Consider the following 26,682-nt stretch of genomic DNA (forward strand, 5'->3'; position numbering starts at 1 on the left):
GCCGATGTCGGTCCGAAGCTCGGCCAGTTTCGCGGTGAGCTTCACTGCTTATTCCGCAGTGCCCACCGAGCTCGCACAGGAGGTTCTATCAGGCGGTCACGGCTGCACTCGTTGTCCGGTCTCCGACAAAGTCGGACATGACACACAGCGCCATCAGGGTGATCGCATTGTTGTGAAATGATTTTCTCGTTTGGCACGACACGTGCAAGGCTATCTGCAAACGCGCTGCGGCAAGAACTGAGGAAAAATCATGCCATGATCAAGCTCGCCGAACATGCGGTCGCAGCCGCGAAAACTGGGCCTTTCCGAGCCGACAGGACGTTGCGGCTGTTTTCGAGTCGACATCATTCTTCACGTTATCCGGACATGACCGTATTCGATTTCCGCCCAACGGTGAATGCTCCCGACGATGATCCCTATCTTTGGCTCGAAGATGTAGAAGGCGAACGGGCACTTGACTGGGCCGCCAGCCAGTCTGCCAGGACCCTGGAGCACTTCGGTGGAACGCAATTCGAGCGGGACCATGACGCCCTGACAGCGATTTTCGATCGCCCTGACCGGATCCCCTTGATCAGGCGCCGCGGCCAGTACCTCTACAATTTCTGGCAAGATGCCCGAAATCCACGCGGACTGTGGCGCCGGACCACCCTTGCCGCCTACATGAAAGTTGATCCCCAGTGGGAGCTACTGCTCGATCTGGACGCCCTCGCCGCTAGCGACGGAGAGGACTGGATTTGGGGCGGCGCGTCCCTTGAGCCGGAGAGACGGGAAAGAGCCGTTCTGCGCCTGTCGCGCGGCGGCAGCGACGCGGTCGTGCATCGCGAATTCGATCTGGGATCTCTTAGCTTTGTCGCCGATGGTTTCAACCTCGCGGAGGCCAAGGGCGAGGTTAATTGGCTCGACCCTGACACGCTTCTGCTTTCCAGTGCCCTTGGTGATGGCATGGCCACCCGCTCCGGTTACGCGCGCACCGTGCGGCTGTGGAAGCGTGGCGCGGATCCGCTCACCGCGCCGGTAATATTCGAAACCGGTTCCGAATCCATCCGCGTGTCCGGCCATCTGGACCGCACCGCCGAGAGCGAGCGCCTTTGGTTCATCGAGGGGTCGACCTTCTTTGAGACGATCGCCAGAATCGGCGACAGGAGCGGGCCGAAGATGCGGATCGACCTTCCTCGGGACGCCTGGTGGAGCGGCTTCGGCGACTGGCTGGCGGTAAAGCCGCGCAAGCCATGGACAGTGGGAGGGATGACCCATGCCGCGGACGCGCTGATCGCCATCTCGCTTTCCTCCTTCATCGCCGGCGAGCGCAGTTTTGCCATCCTCTTTGAACCAGGCGACAGGCGCTCCCTGCAATCATTCTTCTGGAATAACGGGAAGCTCGTTATCTCCTACCTCGTCAACCTCGATCCACGTTTCGAGATGTTCACCCCCGAGGGCCAGGAATGGACGCGCCGAGCGCTGGACACCGTGTCCACCGAAGGGACTGTTCACCTTTCGTCGCTCGATGCTGAACGTCACGAGACCAATGGAGAGGTCCTCATTTCGGCTCAGGACCCGATCACGCCGCCGAAGCTTCTCCTATTGGACCTCAACGCCGCAGCGCCTCTCGGCGCTCCAGTAATCCTGAAGCGCGACCCGGAGAATTTCGATGCATTCGGGCTGGTGGTGACGCGCCACGAGGCAGTCTCGACCGATGGTGAGATGATCCCCTATACGCAGGTCGGTCCGGCGAACGGGAACGGGGATGCCCCGGTTCACCTCACCGCCTACGGCGGGTACCGCAAATCGGCCCTGCCCCACTACAACTCCTCGCTCGTCAAACTGTGGCTCGAACGCGGCGGCACGTGCGTGGTGGCGAACATCCGGGGCGGCGGCGAGTTTGGCACCCGTTGGCACGAGGCGGGGCGCAGGGCGGGCAAGCGTCTCGCCCATGACGATTTCGCCGCCGTTGCCGCCGACCTCGTGCGAAGAGGCATTACGCTGCCGAGGCGGATTGCCGCCCAGGGCGGCTCAAATGGCGGCCTTCTGATCGCCAATATGCTTACCCGCTATCCTGAGCGTTTCGGCGCGCTGTTCTGCACAGTCCCGGTTACCGATATGCGCCGCTACACCAAGCTTTTGGCGGGCGCGAGCTGGATTGACGAATATGGCGATCCCGACAAGCCGGAGGAATGGATCTTCCTAAAGGAAATCTCGGCCTATCACGCCGCGACGCCAGGACAGCCCTATCCGCCGATCCTGCTTGCCACCACGAAGCGGGACGACCGCGTCCACCCGGGCCACGCGCGTAAGACGGCCGCAAAGCTGCAGGCTCTTGGCTATCCCGCCTACTTCTACGAGCCCGGCGCGGGCGGGCACGGCTACGGCAAGAACAATCGGGAGCGGGCCGCATTCATTGCCCTGGGCACCAATTTCCTTCGCAGTGCGATCGGGTGGCAAGCCGATGGCGTTCGATAGGTGGACGGAGACAAACCGCAACGTTTCAACAAGTGAGTACAGGTCGATGATTGCGAGCACGGCGCAAATAATGTGTGCGCTGTCCCACGCAAACTGCGCATGAGCGCTTCGTCGATTCCAGCAGGATTTTTCATAGTGCATCGCATCATTTCTGAAGAGCAAGGAGCGAATATCATGGCGAAAAAGCGAATGGGCGTGGCGCGGGGAGTAACAGCGGCCGTCATCCTCATGGTGGTGGGACAGCAGGCCGTCGCGGCGGACCTTGCGCATCCCGCGTGCGTCCCGCAGGCAGGAGCCTCGGTCACGGAAGCGCCAAGCCCTTGGCAGATCCGGCTGCGCGCGTTGGGGGTCATCACTGAAGATTCGGGTTACGTACATGCGGTGCCCGGCTCCGGTCTTTCCTATTCGGACACTGTGACGCCGGAACTCGATATCTCCTATTTCTTCACGGACAACATCGCCGCCGAGCTTATCCTCGGCACCACCTATGCCAACATCGAGGGCCAAGGAGCGATCGGCGCGCTGGGCAATATCGGCAAGGTTTGGCTGCTGCCGCCCACGCTCACATTGCAGTATCATTTTACCGATTTCGGCGCGCTCAAGCCCTATGTCGGCGCCGGCGTGAACTACACGATCTTCTATAACCAGGACGCCGGCAGCGCCGATGCTCTCAAGGTTAAGAACACGTTCGGCACCGCGCTGCAGGTCGGGTTCGACTACATGGTGGATCAGCACTGGGGCGTCAACTTCGACGTAAAGAAGCTTTTCCTGAAGCCAGACTTCGACGTCACGGTGGACGGCGCGAAGCTCACGGGGAAGGCCGCTCTCGATCCCTGGTTGATAGGCGCAGGTGTGACCTACCGCTTCTGATAACGGAAGGCGAATGCCGGGTCGCTGAAAAGGAAGGGTGCCTGGTGCGCCCTTTTACCATCAGTCCTGCACAGCCAAATCGGCCACCGGATCATTCGAAGAGGTTGTGTTGTTGCTCGTAGGCAAGGAGCCGGCGAAAATTCCGGCGCTGCCCCCGCCTGTCAACGGCGAGCCAAGCCCCACTGATGTCACTGAGGTCAATAGCCTTGGGAAGTCGGGCATAGGTGACGATCCGTGAGCCACCTGCCATGGCGACGAGGTCCACAGGCGGGGTGTCTGGGCGGCCACGGCAACTGGCGTTGTGCCTACTTGTCAAGTCTGCCTTGCATCCACGCCTCAATCGGAGGTGTGGTATGTCTATCTTGCAGAAAGTTCCAGTTGCGACGCTCGGCTTGCCGCGGATCGGCCGTCGTCAAGAATTGAAGCACGCGCTTGAAAGCTACTGGTCGCAAAAATGTGCCGCTGATGACCTCTTGGAAACGGCGCGGGCGCTGCGGGAGGCGAACTGGATCGAGCAACGCGACCGTGGCGTGACCATAATTCCCTCGAATGACTTTTCCCTCTACGATCATGTTCTGGACACAGCGGTAATGGTCGGTGCCGTGCCGAAACGTTATGGCTGGAGCCAGGGGGATCTTCCCGTCCCCCTGGATATTTATTTCGCAATGGCGCGAGGCCACCAAGGCGAAGCTGCGGAGGGCCCGACGGCAGGCGTGGATCATGCGGTGAGAGCAATGGAGATGACGAAGTGGTTCGACACCAACTATCACTACATCGTCCCAGAGCTCGCTGACGACCAGGCCTTTGTCCTTTCTTCGGCGAAGCCGGTGGACCATTTTCTCGAAGCTAGGGCGCTGGGCATTCATACGCGCCCGGTGATTCTTGGCCCAATTACATTCCTCAAGCTTTCGAAGTCGCCCGCCCGAGGCTTTAACCCTATTGCTCTGCTTCCCAAGTTGCTGTCGGTCTATGAGGAACTTCTGCGGCGCTTGAACTTCGCAGGTGCCGACTGGCTCCAAATCGATGAACCAGCGCTAGTTGTTGACCTGATCCCAAATGAGCAGGCCGCGTTCGAATTTGCCTACGATCGGCTCTCCAAAGCTGCGCCTGATCTCAAGATCATGCTGGCTACTTATTTCGGTGCATTGGGCGACAATCTCGGGACCGCCCTTTCGCTGCCGATAGCGGGATTGCACGTCGATCTTGCGTGCGCTCCCGAGCAACTGGAGCTGGCCGGCCGACTTGCGCCGAAGGACCTCGTGCTGTCGCTCGGTTTGATCGACGGCCGTAACGTCTGGCGCGCGAACCTCTCTGCCATTTTCGACCGGATTAAGCGTATTGTCGCGGGCTGGCCGCTGGACCGAGTGGAGGTCGCTCCGTCTTGCTCACTTTTGCATGTTCCGGTCGATCTTGAGCAGGAAACCGCACTTGATCGGGACACAAAGTCCTGGCTCGCATTCGCGACGCAAAAGATGGACGAGCTGACCGTACTCGCCAGCGCGTTGTCCGGAGGTCGACATACGGTTGCGGAGGAGCTAAAGTCTGCTGACGACGCTGCTGCGGCCCGAGCAACTTCGCCGAAGGTGCATAATCCTCTCGTCGAGAGAAAGCTTGCCGGTATCGCCGACTGCATGAAGCAGCGAAAGAGCGTTTTTGCCGAACGTTCGCGGTTTCAAATCGAAAAGCTCCGCCTGCCGCCTTTCCCGACGACGACCATCGGCTCTTTCCCGCAAACTCAGCAGGTGCGCAATGCGCGGGCGGCTCACGCCAAAGGACGACTTAGCTACCTCGCGTTTGAATTGCTCCTGAGGAAAGAGGTTGAAGAGGCAATAGGCTGGCAAGAGGAAATTGGCCTCGACGTGCTGGTCCATGGCGAATTCGAACGCACCGACATGGTGCAATATTTTGCGGAGCAACTTTCCGGTTTCGTGTTCACCCAACACGCATGGGTGCAGAGTTACGGGTCGCGCTATGTGAGGCCGCCGATCATATTCGGCGACGTGTCGCGGCCCGATCCGATGACGGTGAACTGGTGGGAATTCGCCCAATCGCTGACGAAGAGACCGGTGAAGGGGATGCTCACCGGACCCGTGACCATCCTTAACTGGTCTTTCGTGCGCGACGACCTTCCCCGCTCCGAAGTCTGCCGTCAGATTGCTTTAGCAATACGCGAGGAGGTGCTCGATCTTGAAAAGGCGGGCGCCCAAATAATCCAGATCGACGAAGCTGCACTGCGCGAGCGATTGCCGCTGCGTAAATCCAACTGGGACTCGTATCTGGATTGGGCCGTCGAGTGCTTCCGTCTCGCCTCGACAGGTGTGGACGATGCGACGCAGATCCACACTCACATGTGCTATTCCGAGTTCAATGAGATCATAAATGCGATCGTAGATATGGATGCCGACGTGATCTCTTTCGAGGCGTCCCGCTCGCAGATGGAACTGCTCGATGCCTTTCAGGCCTTCGATTATCCCAACGCGATCGGCCCGGGAATATATGACATCCACTCTCCGCGCGTGCCAGAATCCAACGAAATGGCGAGTTTGCTCTTGCGCGCTCTAGAGCGTCTTTCCGACGATCAGATTTGGGTCAATCCGGATTGCGGGTTGAAGATACGTCGCTGGGACGAGGTCCGCCCTGCGTTGATAAATATGGTCGAAGCAGCGCGAAATCTGAGAAGCTTACGACGGCCAACAGCCAAGAAGAACGGTCCGAAGGGGAGATCGAGGCCGCGCGAAACCGCGAATGCGCACACCGTAGCCAGATCTCGCAAAGCCTGACCGCGCCGCTATCGCGCCGGTCACGGATTTCACACTCTTGTGCTCTTGTGGAAGCAACACCGAGCGCGTAGTCGTGCGCAGCCTCTGGTTGAAGGACGGCCTGGCATCGCCAGCGCAAGGACATGGCTGCTTCGCTCCATCGTCTTGATGGGGGGATGCTGAATTAGGCGCACTCGCGGAAGATGGCTGTACGATTTGGGTACGCCTCCTGCGAAGCTTTCGATTACCCACATCGTCGGCTTGATCCAATGGAGATGCCGAAGGCGATGTCGTGCAAGCGAGTCATGCCGCGCCAGACGACCATGTTGCCGGACGCATGTTTGCGGGCGAAATAGCCGCCAAGCATGGCGATTTGCGGCAGGTAGGCGGCGAGCGTGGGCCGTTGGAGGCGCGGTCGCGTTCGGGACGCGTCGATCTGGTCGAGCGCAGTGATCTCGGCGAAGGTGAGAACGCTGTCGGGCGGCGTCTGGCTTGGCGCGCGCCGACATAGTGACCAAGAATATTCGCCAGCTGACCACTGCGATGAGAGCGAGGAACTTCGCCAGCCTCTCTGCGGTCTCGAGCCTCGCCTCCTCGGCACGGCAGCCGGACTTCATGACCTTGTGGAACACCTCCGCCTTCCAGCGCAGAGCGTACCAGCCGAGCTTCTCGACCGCCACGGAGAGATCTTCGACCGGCAGGTTGGTTACCAGCTTCCAGTCGATCGGCTCGCGACCGGCCGGCGGATCCTCTTCGAGGGCATGGATGTAGGTCAGAACCTGCGGACTGTAGCGCTTCTGTTTGCCCACGGGCGGCAAGGTGTTGATGGCGGCGAACTTCACCTGCAGCCAGGTCGTCTCGTCCTGATGGACCGTGACGGTCCTACGCGGTGCAATAGAGCTCGTAGATGTCGCTCTCCCCGTCACCCACATGCACGCAGCGCTCGGGCGCGCCCACGAGCGCGATGGACTGACGCAAGTTCTCCAGCCAGCGGTAGCTCTCCTTCGTCTCGATCGGCACGCGCGTGGATTGATGTGCCGCTTGAGCGCGAGCGTTCCCCTGAATTTCGTTCGGGTCCAGAACTTCACTGCCGTCAGACCGAGGGGTGTGCCGGTGAGGGTGACGGCCAAGCTCGAATGCATCAGCACCTCGCACAAGGTCAGCACATTGGGCTGCCCGGCCTTGTAGCGCCCGGCGTTGATGGTCTTGGTGAAGCCGATTTGCCCGGCTGCGCGCGGCTGTAGATAAATTCGGTGGTGTCCTGCAGGATAAGGATCGGACCTTCGTTCGCCGCAAGGCGTGCCGCAGTCGCGGCGAAATGGCCGGCGAGAACGCTATGTTCGGTCACACGCGGGTTGTCAAGAAGCGGTAGGCCGCCTTCGCCGCTGCCCAGTCGCCACAGGCCGCCGGGATCGGCTTGCCCGGCACTGCTGACAGGTGATCCAGCAACCGCTGAAGCCGGCGGACCAGGCGATTGTCGGGAAGGCCGCCGCGCAAAGCTCTTCCTGCCAAGCGGCTTCGCTGCTGCTGGTCTTGTCTCGCATCCGTGACGCCTCCGTGATTCCGGCGTCACGGACAGAATCACGGCAGATTCATACGGGGCAATAGGCCTGCCGACGATGTGGGTAATCGAAAGCCTCGCCGGAGGCGTACGCTTTGCCGAGGGCTTACGCGCAGCACGGCGCCAGGCAAATAGTTGCTGCGGGGGAAGCGCATTTCGTAGACTCGCCGCAAACGATCCGCGCCTTCTCCTCTGGAGGCCATTCGCGTCGCCAGCCGAAACCCGTTAGCACCTCAAACCAGCGCACCGGCTCCAAGTCGTTCGACTTCAGCGTAAGCTCAGAATGGTCATATGTCGAAACCCTCAAAGGCTCTGAACATCATTCCTTCACGCCGATCTCCGAAAAGTCCGCATCGCTTACTCGTCTCGCATTGGTCAGGTGAGCGTAACTTGCTGCGAAACGCCCGATTTTGTGTTCGCCGCACATTACCGGCTGATAACGAAGCGGGTTGCTGTCCGTGACACATGAGGGCAATGGCTCGATGATCGCATTGAAATCAGCGTCGATAAAGAAGGGGATTGAGTATCGCTCGCGTCCCGAGGTATTCACCACGCGGTGCATGTTCGCCAAGTAGACATCATTGGTGAGGCGCTGAATCAGATCACCAATATTGATAACGAATGTGCCGTGGATCGGAATGCCCTCGACCCACTCTCCATTACGGTTCATGACCTGAAGACCACCCACATCGTCCTGCGCTAGGATGGTGAGATGGCTGTAATCCGTGTGAGCGCCAATGCCGATAACTTCTTCACCAATATAGCCACTCTGCGGCGGGTAATGTAGCAGGCGCTGAATGCTCATCGGGTTGTGCATGAAGTTGTCGAAGTAGCTTTTCGACAGGTCCAAACTGAGTGCGATGCCTTTCAAGAGTATTTTCGCGAGACTCACCATCTTTTGATGGTATTCGTACGTCACTTCCCGAAAATCGGGTAGATTTGAGGGCCACTGGTTCGGGCCAAAAAACGGACCTTCAAACGTGGAACGTTCAGGACCGATGTCAAAGCACTCCTTAAGGTCTCTGGTCCTCCCCGGATCGGTGTTCTCTCCGAACGGCTCGATATAGCCGCGGAAGGCTACATTCGATTTGCTTACATGCAATTCCATCTTCTGCGACATGGGCAGATCAAAGAACCGGCGGCTCACATCGAAGACCGAATCCACTAACTCCTGCGGAATACCGTGGTTCTTCACATACATGAACCCAGTATTCGACAATGCCCAGCGTATTTCCTTCGCCACCCTATACCCGTTGCTGCCATCCAGAAGCGGCGCGATATCAACCAGCGGGATCTTATCAAAGCTTTCTCGCTTAGCGCGAAGTTTGTCGTCCATATTGGCCATGATTTCTTTAGACATGGATACACCTTTCTTTGGAAGGTATCTTCTTGTTGGATCACGCGAGTTTTCCGAGCCTTTTCGGGCATGTCTTCGGAGAGGTCGAATGCCTCGATCAACCGAAAGCCGAGAGATTCCAGCTGGACTCCGATCAGGCCCGTTCCGCAGCTAGTGTCCAGGATTGTAGTGGCTGCTCGCTTCTTGGCCAAATAGGCTGCCTGCACCCAGCCCGCCAGTTCCGCCACGACCATCGGCCCGCAGTATCCGACGCGGCCACTATCCAAGTGAGACAGGCGAGCGGCGTCGCCGTCGAGGGCGTGGGAATGCTTGATGCGCTTGCGTGCGGCCTGCTCCAGTGCCGTTTGCTGATCGACGATGTTAATGATGGTTCCTCTATACGAGTGATGCGGTACTGTTGTCATTTGAGTGCAATGTGCGCGGCTCAACACAAACACAATAACGCTTCGTTTCGCACCCTGAGCCTGACTGTCGGGGATGGGTTCAGCGAAATGCACCCCAACTGCTGCCGCCGGGTGGGCGATCTCAAACATCTTCAATCGGGATATGTCGACTTGAGCGCTGTCCGGCGCATTGCGGCCAAGGCGCACTGTTCGCCTACTAGCTTGTCGTTGCGTAGCAGCGGCAGGTCGATGGAACAAATGCCGCAATCGCGGGTCGCATTGCGGTGCGTCCTGTCAGCGGGTGTCCTTTTCCAGCGAGTCGTTCGCGGCCGCGGAATTGCTGTGTTTACCTGATAAGCTGGTGTCCAGAAGCTTGGCGGTAGGTCGGCATGACGCTGCGAGTGCCAATGAATCCGATTCATTATTGAAACGGGTGGCGGGAACGGCGCTACCTGCAGCCTCCACAGTACACATTGAACTTCCTTCCATAATTAAATCAGTGGATTTGTAGGCAAGTTAATAACTAATAGCACCTGAATGCGGCATTCGCAAGTTGGTTAATGCGAAGAATACGTTTTACAATGTTAAGCCTTATTTACAGAAATTATTTCTATACCGTTGAAGATCACAATTAATCATCTATGATGGCGCGATGAATCCTGTTTGGTTGCTAGAGAAGTGGCGATCGGCTGCGGCTCATCCGACTCCACTTGCCCGGTGGTAGCGCTGGAGAGCGGGCCCGTCGTATGATTCCTCTCTTCCTTGGGGTGTTGGGCGCCAAGTCGCTCAAAGCCCAGGAGGTTGTGTCAACCGCACGGCGCTTGCCGCCGGCGCCGAGCGGATCCGCTGTGAGGCTCCTGTTTGCTCGCCACCGACGTCCTGTCCGAGGTTACGGATGCGCGCGTCCGGCTCCAAGATCACTCCTCATGAGCGTGGTGTCGATCACCGCCAATCAGACGCCGCATTGCCCTCGTCGAAAAAGGCGGCATAAGCGAAGCGCCTGGCCGGGTGCCGTCGCGGATCTGGGGACGAGAAGGGTTGCCCGACCTCCTCGGGTTGGCAAAGCGCCGCGGCCGTAGCACTCGCAACACCAACGTTTTGAAGGTCTCTGCAGCCACTTTTCCATCGATGGACTGGGAAGCTACCAGCACATATCGAGCCACCGATCCTGCAGCGTCGGCCGTTAACTATCCGCAAGCCATTGATCTGACATCCTGATTAAGGCGGACGACGGCTTTAGAATTGCAGGATTTGCGATATTTGGGTGCTGTTCCTGCAATTCGATTTTGCTGTTCCCTTGTGCTGCGGAGCGTAATTCACTCGGTTCGGCGGCAGCGAATCGAGGGGGACGCAGTGTCCAGGCCACGCGAGAAGCGCGAGACGGGAGAGCAGGATCTATTCCGCTCCAGGCTCGATCAGATCATCAACATGAAGCACGAGCTGGTGCGCCTGGCGCAGGCGATCGTCTGGCCGGTGCTGGAGGCGCGCTTCGGTGCGGTCTATTCGGACGGTCCCGGCATGCCGCCGCTGCCGACCCGGCTGATCGCGGGGCTGGCGATCCTCAAGCACACCTTCAACCTGTCAGACGAGGTGCTGTGCGAGCGCTGGGTGGAAAACCCCTACTTCCAATATCTGTGCGGCAAGGAGTTCTTCCGCCACGCACTGCCCTTCGACCGCTCGTCGATGACGCGCTGGCGCAGCCGCATGGGCGAGGAGCGGATCGTCGCGCTTTTGCAGGAAAGCCTCAGTATTGCGGTCAAGACCGGGGCGATGAAGCCGACCGACACGCGCCAAGTGATCGTGGACACGACCGTGCAGCCGAAGAACGTGATGTTCCCGACCGACGCCAAGCTCATCCACCGGCCCCGCGAAAGGCTGGTGCGGCTGGCGAAGAAGACGCGGCTCGACCTGCGCCAGACCTATGTGCGGGTCGGCAAGCTGGCGCTGATCAAGCACCAGCGCTACGCCCACGCCAAGCAATTCAAGCGGGCCAACAAGGCGCTGCGCAGGCTCAAGAACTATCTCGGCCGGACCCTTCGCGACATCTCCCGCCAGATCGCCGGCGATGCGGAGCTGGACGCGCTCTTCAAATGGCCTCTCTACCAGGCCGCCACCGTTCTCCAGCAGCGTCAGCGCCGGCGCGGCCGCAAGATCCAGTCCTTTACGCGCCAGGTAGGCGGCCACAGACCAATCCATTGTGCCCGCCTCCAATGATGATCGCGTCGTAGGTCTCTGACATTCAAGTTTCACTTGGGACTTGGGGTAGGTTCGCGCGCAGGACTGCTTCGCGCTCGGTGTCGATCGGCGTCGCAGCCGGGTTGTTCAGGGTCATGACCATGATACCGGATTAGATTTGACTTCGGGACGAGTGAACACGGTGACGTGCGACGACCTTGACACCTGATACAAAGGGCCTTCATGTGATGGAGATCATCTGTGTGAACTCAGGCCTTAAAATATGCGCTATTGAGACCGAGCGATATGCGCGTGGCACATGAGAGCAGCTCATGAAATATTGGCGATATGTCCCCCCGTTACGCGTGATGCTCGCCATAGAGGCGACGGCGCGTCTGGAGAGCCTTTCGAAGGCGGCAATTGAGTTGAACGTGACCCAGTCGGCCATTAGTCACCTTATCAACCAGGCGGAAGAGTTCCTGTCGGTCAGGCTGTTCGACAGACAAAGCAGGCCCGTACGCGTCACGATTGAGGGGAGGCGCTATGTAGATGCCCTTGTAGCCGGTCTTGATATCATCTCCCTCGAGGGCGAGACGCTTCAGCGTTGTGAAAATGCGGATAGTCTAACTGTCTCATGTAACCTCGCCAATGCGAACTTCTGGCTGCTGCCCCGCCTGAAGGAATTCCACGAGAGCCACCCTGAGATCACGGTGAATATGGTGACCGCGTATCAGGGGTTGCCCGAACTCTCTGAACGAATCGACATTTCAGTCCGGTTCGGGAGGGGAACCTGGCCCGATTGTGACGCCGAGTTGCTTCTGTCGGAGCTGATCACTCCGGTCGCAAGCCCGGTCTATCTGGCACGTTCGGCCACCATCGAGAGTCCACGAGATCTGACCCACCACCGTTTGTTGCATGCAAGGGCGGACGACAAGACATGGTTCGACTGGGAGCAATGGTTTGCCCACTATGGCGTCAAGACCCACCAGCTGCCTGGGCCGCATTTTGACAATCATTTGACCATGATGCAGGCCGCTCTCGCAGGCGAAGGCATCGCGCTTGGATGGATTGGCACAGCAAACGAGTTTGTCCGAGCCGGCCAACTGTTTGAGCTGTTCGATGACAAGATTCAAGCCGACGGCGGTATCTATCTGGTCTGGCGAAAGAACGTTCCGCTGTCGGCTGCGGCCAAGACTTTCGCCACATGGATGCTTGCTTGGCGAGGTACCAGCTCAAGTGAACTAAAGGGTCAAGCCCTGCAACCGAGCTTGAATAAGCGACGTGATCAATAGTGATCGCCGTTGTAGCTCCCCACGTCCGCGGCGAGCTCTCGATGGGTCCTATCGGTTGCCGCCGGTAAGTCCCGCCGAGTCCACCAGGATTTGCGCTAGCGCCTGCCGGGGTTTTCCAGCCAAGGGTCTTTCTCGCTCTGGCATTGAGGCCGCGGCGACGGCAGCGAACTCGTCGGTAAATGCTCAGGTCGGTGCCTTTCGCCGTTGGTGCCACGTTGCTAGGGGAATTGCGGATTCGCAAAGTAGTCGTCCGTGAAGAACTCGGAAGACTGTGAGGATTCTGCTCGAGTTTTGCATTTTACTCCTAAAATGGTGGCTTTGAGCGTCGATTTCCGGCAAATTGAAGGCGTGTGCGCATTTCAGGCGATCGTGAGCAAGGATTTCACCGCATCGTGAGCATCGATTTCACGGGATCATGAGCGACGATTTGGGGCGTGCCGGCACTGTGGGTCATGCGGAAAATCCAGTAGTGAGCCCTGCCCTCCTTGATCAGTATGCCATCCTTGAGACAGTGTTCCAGTATCAGAACACCCGCATCCTGCAGATGCCGCACCTCGTCTTCAAAGGCAGTTGCCTCTGCATAGTTCTTACGGGTGCTTGCGATGACGAACCCGCTCGGACGTGTGGCACGAGCCAATTCGCGCAGCCTATCTGGGCGGACGTGCCCTTGCGTGAAGACGCCGCAGCTTACAGTGATGTCATAGCTTGCATTGGGATAGTCGGAGAGCGGCCCGTTTAGATTGACGTCGCCTCGGACATGCCGATAGGCGCAGGTCTGCCGGGCCTTTTCAGCCATCGTCTCTGAGAGATCAAACCCGTCGATTAACCGGAAGCCGAGACGTGCGAGCTGGACGCCTACGAGTCCTGTTCCGCAGCCGGCGTCCAAGACTGAGATGGCTGCTCGCTCCGTGCCCAGATAGGCCGTCTGCATAACGCCCGCCAGTTCCGCGACGATTTTCGGCCCGCAATACCCCTCACGGCTAACATCCAAATCGTAGGCACTGGCCCAGGCGCGATAATACTGGGCCAAGCGGCCGGCGTCGCCATCGAGTTCATAGCAAGCCTGGATCCGCTTTCGTGCAGCTTCCTCTGCGGCGCTCGTTTCATCGGGAATGCTCATGACAGTTCCTCCATATACGAACAGATGTACGCGGTACCCTCGCCATCGACGACGGACGCAGCCGCGGTGGAATTTGTAAGCTGCACCTTGCAATACTGCGGAACATGGCTGTCCGAAGATGCGGTCGCACCTAAACATGAAGTGTAGCACACTATGCTCGTCAGTTAGCCAACTTGGCAACAACATATATGCAAAATATTTTTGACTATATGTTAAAATATAATAAAAGCACGTATATTTGCATTCGCATGAAATGAAATATTTAGGCGGATATGACGAGAATTGCGCAACGAATATTTCTAATAACTTCGCAAATCGGCAGGCCGTGTTTCGTATATCCTCCGCATAGTGGGCCGCGATCAGGAGAGTCGGCGCCAAGGAGGTGGGCGAGTTGACGAGAAGGTGCTGAACGCTGCGGCAGATTACCACCCCGGACGAGATAACGCTTTGCTGCGCAATGGACATCTTTGTTCTCTAGGTTCAGGTCGACGGTTGAGCCGAAGATTTGATGAGCAGCCAGAATCCCTGCTTCAACTTCGTCAATGAGACGGCCAAGGCTTTTATGAAAAGCTCGGTATCGGCTGGTCGAATTACGAGCAGGACAGAAGATCATTGGCAAGACCTTGTTCGCATTTGCCGATGTGCCAGAGGAGTGACGATGAAAGCTTTCTACGCCGAGGAACAAAAACACCACGATCCCAAAGCTTACCTCTCCAGCGGCACAGCCCGGCCCCATCCTGAAAAGCCGGCCCGTGTCGAGATATTGTTAGGCGGCGCATCATCAGCCGGTTTGACCATTGAACGGCCCAGGAATCATGGCCTTGGCCCGATCACCGCCGTGCACACACCCGAATATCTTGACTTCCTCGAGCAAATTTTCCCGCGCTGGCGGCGCATCGAAGGCGCCTCGGCAGAAGTTATCCCGAATGTCCATCCGATTACTCGCAACGGCTCTTACCCCGCTTCGGCGATCGGCCAGGCCGGCTATCATATGGCCGACACCGTGTGCCCGATCTCGACCGAAACCTGGAACAGCGCGCTCTGGAGCGCCTGGAGCGCAGTCGAAGCCGCCGAAGCCGTGAAAGCGGGAGCGCATTCGGCCTACGCACTTTGCAGACCGCCCGGCCACCATGCCTTCGCCGACGTCGCTGGCGGCTTCTGCTTCATCAACAATTCGGCGGTCGCGGCACTGGCGCTGCGCAGGAGTGCTGCGCGCGTCGCGATCCTCGACGTCGACTTACATCACGGCAACGGCACGCAAGGCATCTTCTACGCAAGGCCCGACGTGCTCACCGTCTCGCTGCATGCCGATCCGGTGTGCTTCTATCCCTTTTTCTGGGGCTACGCCGGCGAGCGTGGCGAAGGCGCCGGCCTCGGCTATAACCTCAACCTGCCGCTGCCACACAAATCCGGCGACGCGACATTTTTGGATGCGCTCGCAACAGCCCTACGGCGCATTAGCACCTTCGCGCCCGAAGCTCTGGTAGTGGCGCTCGGTCTCGACGCTTTCGAGGGCGATCCTTTCGGCGGCCTGGCAGTGACGACGCTTGGCTTCTCGCGTATCGGCGAAGCTATTGCCCGGCTCTGCCTGCCTACAGTGATCGTCCAGGAAGGCGGCTATCTTTGCGATGCACTTGGTGACAACCTCACCGCTTTCCTGACCGGCTTCGGCGGTAGGAGAGGCCCTTGATGAGCGGCTCGACACCAACGGTATAGAAGGCGCTGCCCGACATCATGACAAAGCGCACGAGAATGCCAAGGGCATCGCTGAGCGTCAGATTTTGGTTGTCATGCCCCCTTCGAGAAAGCCGCCAAGACCCACAGGACGATGGACGATCGAGCAGATCGCGCTGGCCGTTGAGGCGGGCGCCGGCGGTTTCTCGCTGGCGGTGACGTCTAAGCCGTGAGGGGGAAGTCTGAGGGCGAGCGCACGGGAATCATCAAGCTCATTAAGGCGATCCTGGCGTGGCTCGGAAACCGCGGCTTCAGCCCCAAATTGGTAACCGCTGTTCTCAGGCCACGGCCTTGAGCGGCATAGGGCTGTAGGCCCAAGGCAGCAGATCCATCGATCTGGCTTTGTGGATGGCCCTCGACGATCCGGGCGATCACGTCAGCGAGGTAGGTGTGAGGCTCGACGCCGTTGAGCTTGCATGTCTCGATCAGCGAAGCGATGGTTGCCCAGTGCTCGGCGCCGCCGTCGGAGCCGGCGAAGAGTGCGTTCTTGCGGTTCAAGGCCATCGCAGTGTCATTCTGCCCATGTCGGGCAGATGGTGGAGTTTCATTATCGCTGGCATCCATATTACGGCGGTCGTTTTCAGCATGAAGGTCGCGAGGACCGGGCCAATGGCGCGATCATCCGGGTAGAGATCAGGCCGGGTGAGATCATCCAGGTGGCGGAGTGGATGCTGGATCGGGCGTTTTGCGCCGACATGGAGATGGGCGAACCGCGTGTTGCGGTGATTGGGCTTGTAGAGCTTCATAGACTGCTTACCGAGCGCGGTTTCAGGCAGACTTCGAGGGGTGGACTCACGGCCATCCAGGAGGCGCGCCATGAAGGCTTTACCACTACCGCCGACATTACCAGTGCTGACCCAGCAGCTGAGCATGCCGTTCGATACGCCGCAGATGCGAGGCCTGAGCGACGGGGAACGAAGCGTCGTTGTCGCCAGGCTGGCGACCCTCCTGATGGCCGCGGCCGGCGTCGCGACGAAGGAGACGAGCGATGACGGGCAATAATCTCCTTCCAGCCACGGTGCTGAAGCGCAAAGCTGTGGTCTACGTTCGACAGTCGACCCCGGGTCAGGTCCAGAACAACCTGGAGAGCCAGCGGCGACAATATGAACTTGTCGATGTCGCGCGACGCTGGGGTTTCCGTGATGTCGATGTGATCGACGATGACCTTGGTCGTACCGCCAGCGGTGCTGTAGACCGCCCTGGTTTCGAACGACTGGTGAGCGGCCTGTGCACGGGCAAGATTGGCGCAATGCTCTGCCTCGACGCATCGCGTCTTTCTCGCAATGGCCGGGATTGGCACCATCTCCTGGAACTGTGCGGCCTGGTTGAAGCGCGCGTCATAGATCTCGACGGAGTGTACGATCCTTGTCGGCCTAACGATCGATTGTTGTTGGGCATGAAGGGCAGTATCAGCGAGTTTGAGCTCGGCATTTTGCGAACGCGCATGCTTGACGCGGCTCGCGCCAAAGCGCGGCGGGGGGAGCTGCGTCTCAGTGTCCCGATCGGTTATATCTGGCACCGCGACTATGGGCTGGGGCTTGATCCCGATTTGCGGGTACAAGAGGCGATCCGCCTCATCTTTTCGCGCTTCCGCGAGCTTGGCAGCGCCCGCCAGGTGCTGATTTCGCTGACGGCTGATAATTTCCATTTTCCTCGCCCTTCTGACGGGCGCAAAACGGTGTCCTTCGACTGGGTGCCGGTTCGCTATCGAAGCGTTATTTCGATCCTGAAGAACCCCTTCTACGCTGGGGTCTATGTCTATGGTAAAAGCGAGAAGCGAACCGAGATTGTCGATGGCAGGGCGCGTAAAAGCTACGGCCACGGCAAACCCTTTGGAACGTGGGACGTGCTGCTCCAGGATCATCACGAAGGCTATATCGATTGGAGTGAGTTTGAGAGGAACCAGAGCCACATCGCTGTCAATGCCTTCGGCCAGAAAGGCGGCATCAAGTCTGGTCGTGGCGGCCGCGCGTTGCTCGCGGGCTTGCTCACCTGCGGCCGATGCGGAAGGCGGTTGGGCGTTGTCTACTCGGGGCGGCCTCCCGGGCATCCCTATTACCGCTGCGAACGTATCAATCAGATGCTGGCCAAGCCACGATGCATGACTTTTGGCGCATCTCGCATCGACCCTGCTATCGGCAAAGAGATATTGAGGGCCGTGACGCCGATGGCGATCGAGGCCGCAATGGAAGCTGATCGCGCGCATCGGGATAATCTGGAAGAACGACACCGCATGGTGGAGTTGGACTTGCAGCAAGCCCGGTACGAGGCCTCTCTCGCTGAACGTCGCTATGCTGCTTGCGACCCTGACAACCGGCTGATCGCTGCCCAACTGGAGAAGAGCTGGGAGGCAGCGCTCAGGCGCGTGGAAGCCTGTGAAGCTGGTTTGGCCCAAGCGCGACAAATCGATCTTGTCACCCCAGTTCCCGAATTTGCTGGCATTGCCACCGATCTGGAGGCCGCCTGGCGCGCACCTAACGTCGACATGCGATGTCGTCAGCAACTCCTTCGTGCTCTCGTGACTGATATCATTGCTGACATCGATGAAGAGCAGCGTGACGTCATTTTGACGATCCACTGGAAAGGCGGCCAGCACTCCCAGCTGCGCATTCGCAAACCCAAAGCTGGCGAACATGGCCAGAGTACTCCGGAGGCCGCCCTTGCCGTCATGCGGTCTATGGCGACCCGGTGGTCCGACACAGACATTGCCGCCACTCTCAACCGGATGGGAATGCAGACCGGGCAAGGCAAAACCTGGACTGGGCGCCGTGTCGGGGCACTGCGCACGGTCCATAAAATCCACGGCTACCGATCCGCCGAAAAGAATGGCGAGTGGCTCACATTGACCGAAGCCGCGAAAAAGCTTGGGGTTACTGCCCATCGGGTCCGTCGATTGATCAAGGAGGGCGTGCTCCCTACCGAGCAGGTGGTACCCGATGCACCGCACCAAATACGAGCTGCGGACCTGGAAAAGGATCAAGTGACCCAGTTTCCGCGTCACAGAGGCCCGTGTCGCATCAAAATGGAAAACCAAAAGTCCCTGTTTCCGGACATTTGAAGAGGAGGTGCAGTATGAATCGGTCATTGCGATCGGGCGGATGGAGCGTTCGACGGTGTTGGAGTCGATCTCGATCGTACCGTTGTCGAGGAATCGTGTCAGACCTTGCCAGCGCGAGAGCGCGTAGCGGATAGCTTCCGCCAGCTTGGTCTTCTGGCTGATAAGGGTGAGTTGCTGCCTAAGCCACGGCTCAAGGGCATTGATGACAAAACGGCTTCTCTCCTGCCGAATGGCGCGGCGTTCGTCGGGGGAGCGACCGCGGATCTCGCTCTCAACATGGTAGAGTTGGGCGATGCGGGCGAGCGCCTCCGTCGCGATCGGCGCGGGGCCGGACTGCGCGAGCTCATAGAAGCGGCGACGCACATGCGACCAGCAAAAGGCTAGGCTCACGGCGTTGCGTTCGGCCAGCGCTTTATAGCCCGCGTATCCGTCGACCTGCAGGGTTCCGACAAAGCCCTGAAGATGCCGGATCGGTTGCTCGGCCTTGCGGTCCGGTGCGTAGAGATAGGCGACGCCTGGCGGATCGATCCCGCCCCACGGGCGGTCGTCGCGGGCGTAGGCGAACAACTGTCCCGTCTTGGTCCGCCCCCGGCCCGGATCGAGTACGGGCGCGGTGGTCTCGTCGGCGAAGAGCTTGTCCGACGCCTTCAACCGCTCGAACAGCCGCTCATGCACCGGCTTCAGGAGGAAGGCAGCCTTGCCGACCCAGTCGGCGAGCGTCGAACGGTCGAGGTTAACGCCCTGGCGGGCGTAGATCTGGGCCTGACGATACAGGGGCAGATGGTCGGCATACTTCGACACCAGCACATGAGCCACCGTGGCTTCTGTGGGAATGCCGCCCTCGACGAGGCGGGCTGGAGCCGGCGCCTGGATCACTACCTCTTCGCAGGCGCGACAGGCATACTTCGGTCTACGGGTGACGATCACCCGGAATTGAGCGGGGATCATGTCGAGACGTTCGGAGAGGTCCTCGCCCATTACATGCAACTGGCCTCGGCAACACGGGCAGATCTTGTCGATCGATTACCTGCTCAACGCGCGGCAGATGGGCGGGTAACGAGCCGCGGTTGGCGCGGCGCTTGCGAGCCCGGGCATCCCGCTTTGCAGGGTCTGCGGCTTCCGCGCTGGCGAAGCCCTCCGCCTCTACCTGCTCGGCTTCCTCCAGCCCCAGAAGAAGCTGGTCCTCAGGCAGGCTCTCCGCCCTTCGCCCGAAGCGATAGCGCTGCAACTCCTTGATGATTTGGCGGAGCCTCTCATTCTCCACACGCGCGGCCAAAAGCATCGCCTGAAGCGCGTGAGGATCGTCGGGAAGGGCAGAGGCCGCGTCGGTCACGAAGCGGATTCAAGCTTGGATTCCAGTGATTTGGCAATGATGTGATGGTCAGCTCGCCGCAATAGGAACACGCGTCTCGCGCGTCTCGTGCACCCGCCGCCAGTCGAGGCCTTCCAGGAGTGCCTGCAACTGTGCCGCCGTCAGTCGCACGACGCCGTCGGTAACGCCCGGCCAGCAGAACTTGCCATCCTCCAGCCGCTTGGCGAACAAGCATACGCCCGTGCCGTCGAAGTAGACGAGCTTGATGCGGTCGGCCCGCTTGGCCCGGAATACGTAGACCGCGCCCGAGAACGGATCCGCGCCCATCGCCTCGCGCACGAGCGCTGCCAGACCTTCCGCTCCCTTGCGGAAGTCGACGGGCTTCGTCGCCACCATGACCTTGACCGCTCCCGTTGGCCCGATCACGACGTTGCCCTCAGCGCACGGATCACCGCTGCAACCGTCTTCGAATCCGCCCCACGACCTACCCGCATTGCGATGCCGTCGATCTCAAGCTCGATCACACCAGCGTCTCGAGCTGGCTCCCGCTTCCTTGGCTGTGGCCGATGCTTCGCCGCGGGCTTCGGAGGCGCTGCCGTCACCACCGCCGGCACGAACATGGATTCCGATATTGCTGCCTCCCCCATCGGCCGGCGAGCAGCCCGACGCCAAGTGAACAATTGCTGCGGGGAAAGCCCATACCGGCGTGCCACAGCACAAACCGTCTCGCCCGCCTCGTAGCTCTCCGCCACTATCCGGGCCTTCTCCTCCGGCGGCCACTCACGCCGCCGACCCGAACCAGTGAAGATCTCCAGCCGACGGACCGGCTCCTCGTCCCTGGACTTAAGCGTAAACTCTGAAATCGTCATATGTCGAAGCCCTCAAAGGCCTCGAACATCGTCCCTTACATCCATCCGCGAAAGGTGCCGCCGGGACAGCGCTTACCCAAATTGCGCAAAGCGGTGGAATGGCTTCACGCGCAGCGTTACAACGCATGGCGTGCCGCTAGCACCCCGCACCATCGCATATGTCTGTCACCACTGATCGCGTTTCTGACGACGGGACCGGACACCATGGGCGGCACCGTGAGCCGCGAGGACGGCCTGGGTTAAATTCCCGCTTTGCGCTCATTTGGCCTATGGTTGCTGTGCAAGCGCGAGCGCTTATCGGAGTGACCCTTGCTGATCCACTTGCAGCCATCGCATCAGTTCAAGGCGCCGTGCTGACAGCAGCGCAGAGCCGTCTCTTTCGATCCAATCGTAAACACCCTTGCCGCTGGGGACTCCGCAATGCCCACCCCGGACCAAAGCCGAAACCTGTTCGGGTGGTTCAGATGAAGTGTCGAGCGACGGCAGCAGAAAGCGAGCAAAATGATACATTGTGTCAAGACCACCCAGATCCGCTGATTCGATTGGTCCAGTCACAGCAAGCCGCCGTCCGATGGAATGCCGGATCACCGAGTCGATTGCTTTAGCCGAAGCAACACCCGCGGCCCAAAGCGCCCAAGCCTCACGAAGTGCTGCAAATTGGATGCGATTGCCGATGAATCCAGGCACTTCGCAATGGATGACGACGGGCTTCCTTCCAACACCGCCAAGAATCGCGCATGTACGCCCGATCACGGCCTTGGTCGTGGCACGGCTGCCACAAACCTCAACGAGTGGAAGCAGTTGGGGCGGAGACCAAAAATGCGCGGCGATGACCCGCTCCTTGTACTCCACGCATTTATCGACAGCACTGGCCGGATGGCCGCTGGAAGTCGCGAGTACGGTATCGGAACGACAGATCCCGTCGAGTTTGGAGAATATGTCGAGCTTGAGTTCCATGTCCTCAGGAACGGCTTCGATAACGAATTCCGCCGCTGCCGCTGCTCGTAACTCGGTTGAAGTTCGGATCCTAGCGACCGCTGCCTTCGCCGATGAAGCGCTCAACAATTCCGCCTGCACAAATTCGTTGAGGCTCGCGCCAATCCGCTGGAGCGCGCCCTTGAGGCTCTCCTGACTGCGACCAATGAGACAGACATCCCAGCCCGCCTTCGCGAATACCTCCGCGATTCCGTGTCCGATCACCCCGTTGCCTATAACGGCCATGCTCTCCAGACCAGCAGCTTTCATTGCCACCCCTTCTCCGTTCGATAACTGAAGCTGTTTCGAGCTACTCACGCCTTGCCGAGCGGGCGCCCAGCCAGGAAGCGTTCGAGTGATGGTGGAAACGTGCATGCAGCCTTACGAAGCGGAGGCGGGCAACTACTTCGCGGTTGACAACAACCTGCGTGCGCATCGGAAGATCCTATCCCTGCGGAGGCAATGAACACCTTGGCGACCGCCGAGCAGGGACTCGTTGCTTCGGTGGTCGCAGACCTCGATGTGAGGCAAGCGGCCAACCGTTCGCGAGATCAAGCCCCTCGTTTCCGGTGAGCCTGCCAAGATCGACGGAGCCGAGAAGGCTGAGAGCGTTGGCGCGCGAGAAGATCCAAGACGCGGCTCCGATCCTGGTTGAGCGGCTTTGGGGCATCCTCAAGGGAATCCGGCGGCGCTTGAGCCGCATTTCGAAGGCAAGAAGGTCGCCCACGGAGCTCTCGTCGGAAAAGTGGAAGCATCCAGCACGCAAGGGAGAGCCGAACTGCAGAGCGGCGCGGGTTTGTCTAACCGAACTCCCAAAGAGCGATGCCATCGTGCATCCTGCGTGCTTGGAGAGATATCTGGCTAAACAGCCCCGCATCGTCGCGCAGCCTTGAGTGCACTCCCACCGGCCGGCCCCTTGGAGGAGTTCGGACGCACTCTGGCCGATCACCGCGCCGATCTGGCTCGAATTAACGCTATATATGCCGTAGGGTTTGCTCATTCAAACCGCCATCGATTTTTCTCGAGCGGCCTCAAGCGCATCGGTCAGTATTCGATTGGCTCGCTGGGGATCTAACCACGCCGCCTGCGCTTCTGGAGAGAGAGACCGCAAGGGATCCGGATAAGTGAACAGCTGGTCCGGCCGGACAGATGGAGCCCGGTACACAGCAATCCCTGTTTGTCTGTCATAATGCTCGAAGCTGTGGACGTCGCGCTTTCCACCGCCTCCCGGCGTGTCGACAACGAACAACGGAGTGTTATACCCAGCCGTAATCCCGCGTAAGGCCTTTTCTATCTGACATGCTAGTCCTACCGAGCACCGCATGTGCTCGGTTCCGGCGACAAGATCGCAGGTATAGACGTAGTACGGCTGGATATGTAGGTCTGAGAGTTTTTTTACGAGCTGTTTCATAACCTCGGGATCGTCATTGACACCAGCCAGCAGAACCGACTGATTGCGCATCCTTATTCCTCGCTTGAAAAGAAGCTCTGCAGCCGCAATCGTGTAGTCGGTGATTTCTGCAGGATGGTTGAAATGGGTGTGAAATGAAATCTCTACGCTCTGATTCCGGCCAGTGTCGCTAATGTTGGCAAGAGCGCCAGTCCACTCATGATCGCTTGTGACTTTCATAGGCAGTACAGCGAGGCCTTTCGTCGCGAAGCGAATGCGGCGAATAGAGGAGATGGACAGAAGGCCCATGCCCACCGCCAAAAGTCGAGAAGGTTTGAGGCGAAAGCAATCTCCTCCCGACACAACTACATCAGCAATGGTGGGGGTCGCACGAAGGTATGCCAAGATAGTATCCCATCGGCTCTGGAACGGCGACGCCCTTTTCTTCGACACCGACTGCGTGTCCAGACCCACGCTGTAACTGCGGGTGCAATAGCGACAATAGACGGGGCAGCGATCCGTTGCGAGTAAAAGTGCCTTGTCTTGATAGCGATGCACCAATCCATCTACAGGTGAACTTTCTTCTTCATGTAACGAATCCATTTTTAGCAAAGGGTGAGATGGAAGAATTTCGCTTCCAACCGGAATGAATTGCTTCCGGATTGGGTCTTGGAGGAAGTTAGACCAGTCGATCAAGTTCAGCGCATAAGGCGTGATTCGCATCGCCATCGGCGCACGCGCAAGGCCGAGCTCAATGTCTCGCATCAGGCTGCCGTCGGCGTCGCCTCCCATCCATTCGCGCAACTGGTCAACGCGAGTAACGGCATGACGCTCTTGCCATGCAGCGTCGGCGAAATCGTGGCTAATCTTATGCGCAACGCTCATCGGAACCTCCCCTGAGCTGAAAAGAGGAAAAATGTTGACCTCGTGAATGGCGCCGCCGGCAAACGGCAACTTTTCGCTAGGAGCTCCGACTTGACGGCGGCAACAGCATAGTCGGTGAGCATGGTCATGACGATTTTACCCAGTCGGGACGCTTTTGCGGAGCGTTGCATGAACCGTGCCAAAAAACAGTCTTTTTAAAACAATACGGTAGCGCTGGTGCGGCTATTCGCGATTCCGACTTTGTCGGACATGCGACAATGAGAAGTGCGTTTACAAACGCGGGACGCAGTTTGCAGGCGCTCGGATTTACGCGCAGCTTTTCCTAGCCCGCATCTTCTTCGAACCCCCACAGGCCGAACTCCCTCGCCGGTTATTGACTTATTTGAGGAGGGCCGATGCGGACGGTCGTCAAAGCGTCATTTTTGTTCCGCCGTGGCAGCGCACAGAGTTGGGCACAATCCATGACAGGGCCCCTGCCGAGCCCCATCTAGTGGATGGAATCTAACATTTGGTGCCCGCGTTTGACGGCAGCGATGATCTTGTCTGGATCGGCGGTCCAAGTGAAGGGTGTAGGTTGCTGGTTGTGCTCTGCAACGAAGCGGTTGATCGCCGCCTGAAGGTCGACGACGGAGTGGAAGACGCCGCGCCTGAGACGACGCTTCGACAGTTTTGAGAAGCCCTCGACCGCGTTGAGCCACGAGCATGAGGTCGGTGTGAAGTGGAAGGTGAAGCGCTGATGGCGGCCGAGCCAGGCACGCACCTTGGGGTGCCTGTGAGCGGCGTAGTTGTCGAGGACGACGTGGATGGCCTTGCTGGCCGGCACCTCGGCATCGATAGTGTTGAGGAAGCGGATGAATTCCTGATGACGATGGCGCTGCATGTTCCTGCCGATGCCGGTGCCGTCGAGCACGTTGAGGGCGGCAAACAGGGTGGTTGTGCCGTTGCGCTTGTAGTCGTGGGTCATGGTGCCGAGCCTACCCTCCTTCATGGGCAGGCCGGGCTGGGTGCGGTCGAGCGCCTGGACCTGGCTCTTCTCGTCGACCGACAGCATGATGCGCGAGGAGCGGCGTCTTGTCGCGCAACAGTCCCTCGAAGCCTTCCGCGGCGAAGCGCTCCTGCCAGCGCCACACGCAGGTCTTGGACTTACCAGTTTGCCGCATGATCTCGACGGTGCCCACGCCGTCGCTGCTCAACAGGCCACGGCAGCCGGGCAAAGGCTCGGAACGAGGCGGAGTCTTCGAGATGGAAGGCCAGCTCCTGATAGCTCAACTGGCGATGCTGCTTGAGTAGCGCGCAGCGAAGCACGGCCTCCGTCGGCAGGCCCGCGCGACCGGTTTCCCTGACCCCATGCCGGCGCAGGTCCCGAGTCACCAGCCCGAGCAGATCGCGATGTTCGTCCAGCCACTGCGATATGGCTTTCAGCTCACGGCCGATCTCGTGTTCGGCGAAAAGATCGAATACACTGGATTGGACGGTGCGTTCTTGGCGCATTGTCGGTTCCGGCGGTTGCGGGTTTCCCTTTAGAATCAGTGGTATGATCTAAAGTGTACCTGAAACCGTCGGGCCTTTCCTGCGGAAATTTGGTGATTCCTCCAGTAATTTCAGCAGCTTACCGTTTATGGACGGGCACTAGACTAACTTGTATACGGTCGCTGTCCGGAACAGTTGAACATCCCGCTTGCGGCGGACAAGGCTCAGAAGGACGGGATCATTCTCGCGAAGCGAATTTCAAGCAAGCCATAACTCGGCTCGAGCACGTCCCGCGATCAATGAATCGGTTGTGATGGGACGTCGGGCTTGTGGTTATGCTGGATGCGCCGCGCAACATGGCGGATCTGTGGGGCTTCATCTCCGGGCTGAACCATGCAAGCGTCATGGCGCTGTTCGCGCATTGCGCCTCGCAGACAGCCAACGCCGTGAAGCTGCCGAGAGAAGAACGCTGACGTCCATGAGACGGCGAACAAGCTGGCGACCATGCTCGCGCTCGAGATGACGGCGCACTGGCCACACAGCCGCCTGGCTTTGCCAGTGCTAGCAAATGGAGCAAGGCCCGTTACGGCCTCGCCACTCCAGCGGCGCCCTTGCGGGCAGGCGCAGGTCATTTCGGCTGGAACGGTGATGTCTTTACAGGTCCTCTTCGTCACCTTCGCTGTTTGGGTTTCCGTGCTGTCAGATCCGGCGGGGAGGGCCATTGGCCACTGCTGTTGACCTAATCAGGTGCCGCGATCGATAGTTTGAGCGGGCAAGAGAAATCATACATGTTCTGTACAGGTCGAAAGATCGCGTTTCGGTGGACGCACGCTGCGCCCGGAAAGGCCGATGGATGAGCTACTTCCGCAGCATTGCTACCGGTTGGATGTTCGGCAATCTACCCCTCTACGGGTCGACGAACAAAGCTTGCTCGGGATGGCGAGCACACGCTGCGCCTCTCGGCGACGTTATTGCTCACCAAGTCTGGAGCGCGGGCTTGAGGTATATTCCGCTG

At 59.2% G+C, this 26,682-nt stretch carries 15 protein-coding genes, 7 pseudogenes and 1 riboswitch; of the genes and pseudogenes, 9 read left to right on the forward strand and 13 right to left on the reverse strand.

Annotated elements, in window-relative coordinates; translation table 11 throughout:
- Nucleotides 1–366: 366 nt before the first annotated feature.
- The 4 genes and pseudogenes from NKH19_RS17695 (at nucleotide 367) to NKH19_RS17710 (ending at nucleotide 6,597) form a co-directional block, all read left to right on the forward strand.
- Nucleotides 367–2,457: a prolyl oligopeptidase family serine peptidase gene (locus NKH19_RS17695; protein ID WP_352982545.1), complete on the forward strand. Its 2,091-nt coding sequence runs from the start codon at nucleotides 367–369 to the stop codon at nucleotides 2,455–2,457.
- Between the two features lie 189 nt (nucleotides 2,458–2,646).
- Nucleotides 2,647–3,327, forward strand: coding sequence for an OmpW/AlkL family protein (locus tag NKH19_RS17700; RefSeq protein ID WP_352982546.1), 681 nt, complete (start codon nucleotides 2,647–2,649; stop codon nucleotides 3,325–3,327).
- A gap of 87 nt (nucleotides 3,328–3,414) precedes the next feature.
- A riboswitch (cobalamin riboswitch) is annotated at nucleotides 3,415–3,592 on the forward strand.
- Nucleotides 3,593–3,680: 88 nt separating this feature from the next.
- Nucleotides 3,681–6,023: pseudogene (gene metE, locus NKH19_RS17705) on the forward strand (5-methyltetrahydropteroyltriglutamate--homocysteine S-methyltransferase); the annotation flags it as partial.
- A gap of 355 nt (nucleotides 6,024–6,378) precedes the next feature.
- On the forward strand, nucleotides 6,379–6,597 hold the full coding sequence (locus NKH19_RS17710; protein WP_352982500.1) for a hypothetical protein: 219 nt from the start codon (nucleotides 6,379–6,381) through the stop codon (nucleotides 6,595–6,597).
- A gap of 371 nt (nucleotides 6,598–6,968) precedes the next feature.
- Here NKH19_RS17710 and NKH19_RS17715 read toward each other — a convergent pair whose 3' ends face one another.
- The 3 genes from NKH19_RS17715 to NKH19_RS17725 all read right to left on the reverse strand — a co-directional run bounded on the left by NKH19_RS17715 (nucleotide 6,969) and on the right by NKH19_RS17725 (nucleotide 9,007).
- Nucleotides 6,969–7,106 carry a hypothetical protein gene (locus tag NKH19_RS17715; protein WP_352982502.1) on the reverse strand — a complete coding sequence of 46 codons (138 nt, stop codon included), beginning with the start codon at nucleotides 7,104–7,106 and terminating at the stop codon, nucleotides 6,969–6,971.
- Nucleotides 7,107–7,430: 324 nt separating this feature from the next.
- The gene (locus NKH19_RS17720) at nucleotides 7,431–7,514 is read right to left on the reverse strand and encodes an IS4/Tn5 family transposase DNA-binding protein (RefSeq protein ID WP_352982548.1); all 84 of its coding nucleotides are present in this window, start codon (nucleotides 7,512–7,514) and stop codon (nucleotides 7,431–7,433) included.
- A 452-nt stretch (nucleotides 7,515–7,966) separates the two neighbouring features.
- Nucleotides 7,967–9,007 carry an isopenicillin N synthase family dioxygenase gene (locus NKH19_RS17725; protein ID WP_352982503.1) on the reverse strand — a complete coding sequence of 347 codons (1,041 nt, stop codon included), beginning with the start codon at nucleotides 9,005–9,007 and terminating at the stop codon, nucleotides 7,967–7,969.
- Nucleotides 9,008–10,740: 1,733 nt separating this feature from the next.
- On the opposite strand from NKH19_RS17725, the pseudogene NKH19_RS17730 reads away from it, so the two are divergent.
- Together NKH19_RS17730 and NKH19_RS17735 are read left to right on the forward strand one after the other, a co-directional pair.
- Nucleotides 10,741–11,547, forward strand: a pseudogene (locus NKH19_RS17730) (IS5 family transposase); the annotation flags it as partial.
- Between the two features lie 347 nt (nucleotides 11,548–11,894).
- Complete coding sequence (locus NKH19_RS17735; RefSeq protein WP_352982505.1) at nucleotides 11,895–12,854, forward strand: LysR substrate-binding domain-containing protein; 960 nt, start codon at nucleotides 11,895–11,897, stop codon at nucleotides 12,852–12,854.
- Between the two features lie 382 nt (nucleotides 12,855–13,236).
- Here the strand turns inward: NKH19_RS17735 and NKH19_RS17740 are convergent, their stop codons facing one another.
- Entirely contained in the window at nucleotides 13,237–13,974 is a 738-nt protein-coding gene (locus NKH19_RS17740; protein WP_352982506.1) for a class I SAM-dependent DNA methyltransferase, read from the reverse strand.
- 658 nt (nucleotides 13,975–14,632) lie between these two features.
- Between NKH19_RS17740 and NKH19_RS17745 the strand changes: the two genes are divergently transcribed.
- Nucleotides 14,633–15,664 (forward strand): histone deacetylase family protein, encoded by a 1,032-nt coding sequence (locus NKH19_RS17745; protein WP_352982550.1) that lies wholly within the window; start codon nucleotides 14,633–14,635, stop codon nucleotides 15,662–15,664.
- A 322-nt stretch (nucleotides 15,665–15,986) separates the two neighbouring features.
- On the opposite strand, the pseudogene NKH19_RS17750 reads toward NKH19_RS17745, so the two are convergent.
- Nucleotides 15,987–16,212 (reverse strand): annotated as a pseudogene (locus NKH19_RS17750) (transposase domain-containing protein); the annotation flags it as partial.
- Nucleotides 16,203–16,454, reverse strand: coding sequence for a hypothetical protein (locus tag NKH19_RS17755; RefSeq protein WP_352982507.1), 252 nt, complete (start codon nucleotides 16,452–16,454; stop codon nucleotides 16,203–16,205). The pseudogene NKH19_RS17750 and the gene NKH19_RS17755, both read right to left, overlap by 10 nt.
- 242 nt (nucleotides 16,455–16,696) lie before the next feature.
- Here NKH19_RS17755 and NKH19_RS17760 point away from each other — a divergent pair, with 242 nt between their 5' ends.
- Nucleotides 16,697–18,766 (forward strand): recombinase family protein, encoded by a 2,070-nt coding sequence (locus tag NKH19_RS17760; RefSeq protein WP_352982552.1) that lies wholly within the window; start codon nucleotides 16,697–16,699, stop codon nucleotides 18,764–18,766.
- A 21-nt stretch (nucleotides 18,767–18,787) separates the two neighbouring features.
- Here the strand turns inward: NKH19_RS17760 and tnpC are convergent.
- From tnpC to NKH19_RS17795, 7 genes and pseudogenes are all read right to left on the reverse strand, one after another.
- Nucleotides 18,788–20,048, reverse strand: a pseudogene (gene tnpC, locus NKH19_RS17765) (IS66 family transposase); the annotation flags it as partial.
- A gap of 99 nt (nucleotides 20,049–20,147) precedes the next feature.
- Nucleotides 20,148–20,504 carry an IS66 family insertion sequence element accessory protein TnpB gene (gene tnpB / locus NKH19_RS17770; protein ID WP_352843077.1) on the reverse strand — a complete coding sequence of 119 codons (357 nt, stop codon included), beginning with the start codon at nucleotides 20,502–20,504 and terminating at the stop codon, nucleotides 20,148–20,150.
- Complete coding sequence (gene tnpA / locus NKH19_RS17775; RefSeq protein ID WP_352982509.1) at nucleotides 20,501–20,947, reverse strand: IS66-like element accessory protein TnpA; 447 nt, start codon at nucleotides 20,945–20,947, stop codon at nucleotides 20,501–20,503. Before tnpA ends, tnpB begins: the two co-directional genes overlap by 4 nt.
- Nucleotides 20,948–21,241: 294 nt before the next feature.
- Entirely contained in the window at nucleotides 21,242–22,192 is a 951-nt protein-coding gene (locus NKH19_RS17780; protein ID WP_352982511.1) for a 3-hydroxyacyl-CoA dehydrogenase family protein, read from the reverse strand.
- Nucleotides 22,193–22,922: 730 nt separating this feature from the next.
- The gene (locus NKH19_RS17785; protein ID WP_352982513.1) at nucleotides 22,923–24,197 is read right to left on the reverse strand and encodes a KamA family radical SAM protein; all 1,275 of its coding nucleotides are present in this window, start codon (nucleotides 24,195–24,197) and stop codon (nucleotides 22,923–22,925) included.
- 487 nt (nucleotides 24,198–24,684) lie between these two features.
- A pseudogene (locus tag NKH19_RS17790) lies at nucleotides 24,685–25,393 on the reverse strand (IS630 family transposase); the annotation flags it as partial.
- A gap of 1 nt (nucleotide 25,394) precedes the next feature.
- Nucleotides 25,395–25,688 (reverse strand): annotated as a pseudogene (locus tag NKH19_RS17795) (transposase); the annotation flags it as partial.
- 320 nt (nucleotides 25,689–26,008) lie between these two features.
- Between NKH19_RS17795 and NKH19_RS17800 the strand changes: the two are divergent.
- Nucleotides 26,009–26,201 (forward strand): annotated as a pseudogene (locus NKH19_RS17800) (hypothetical protein); the annotation flags it as partial.
- Nucleotides 26,202–26,682: the final 481 nt, after the last annotated feature.

Source organism: Mesorhizobium sp. M1338 (genome assembly GCF_040318045.1).
Taxonomy (GTDB): domain Bacteria; phylum Pseudomonadota; class Alphaproteobacteria; order Rhizobiales; family Rhizobiaceae; genus Mesorhizobium.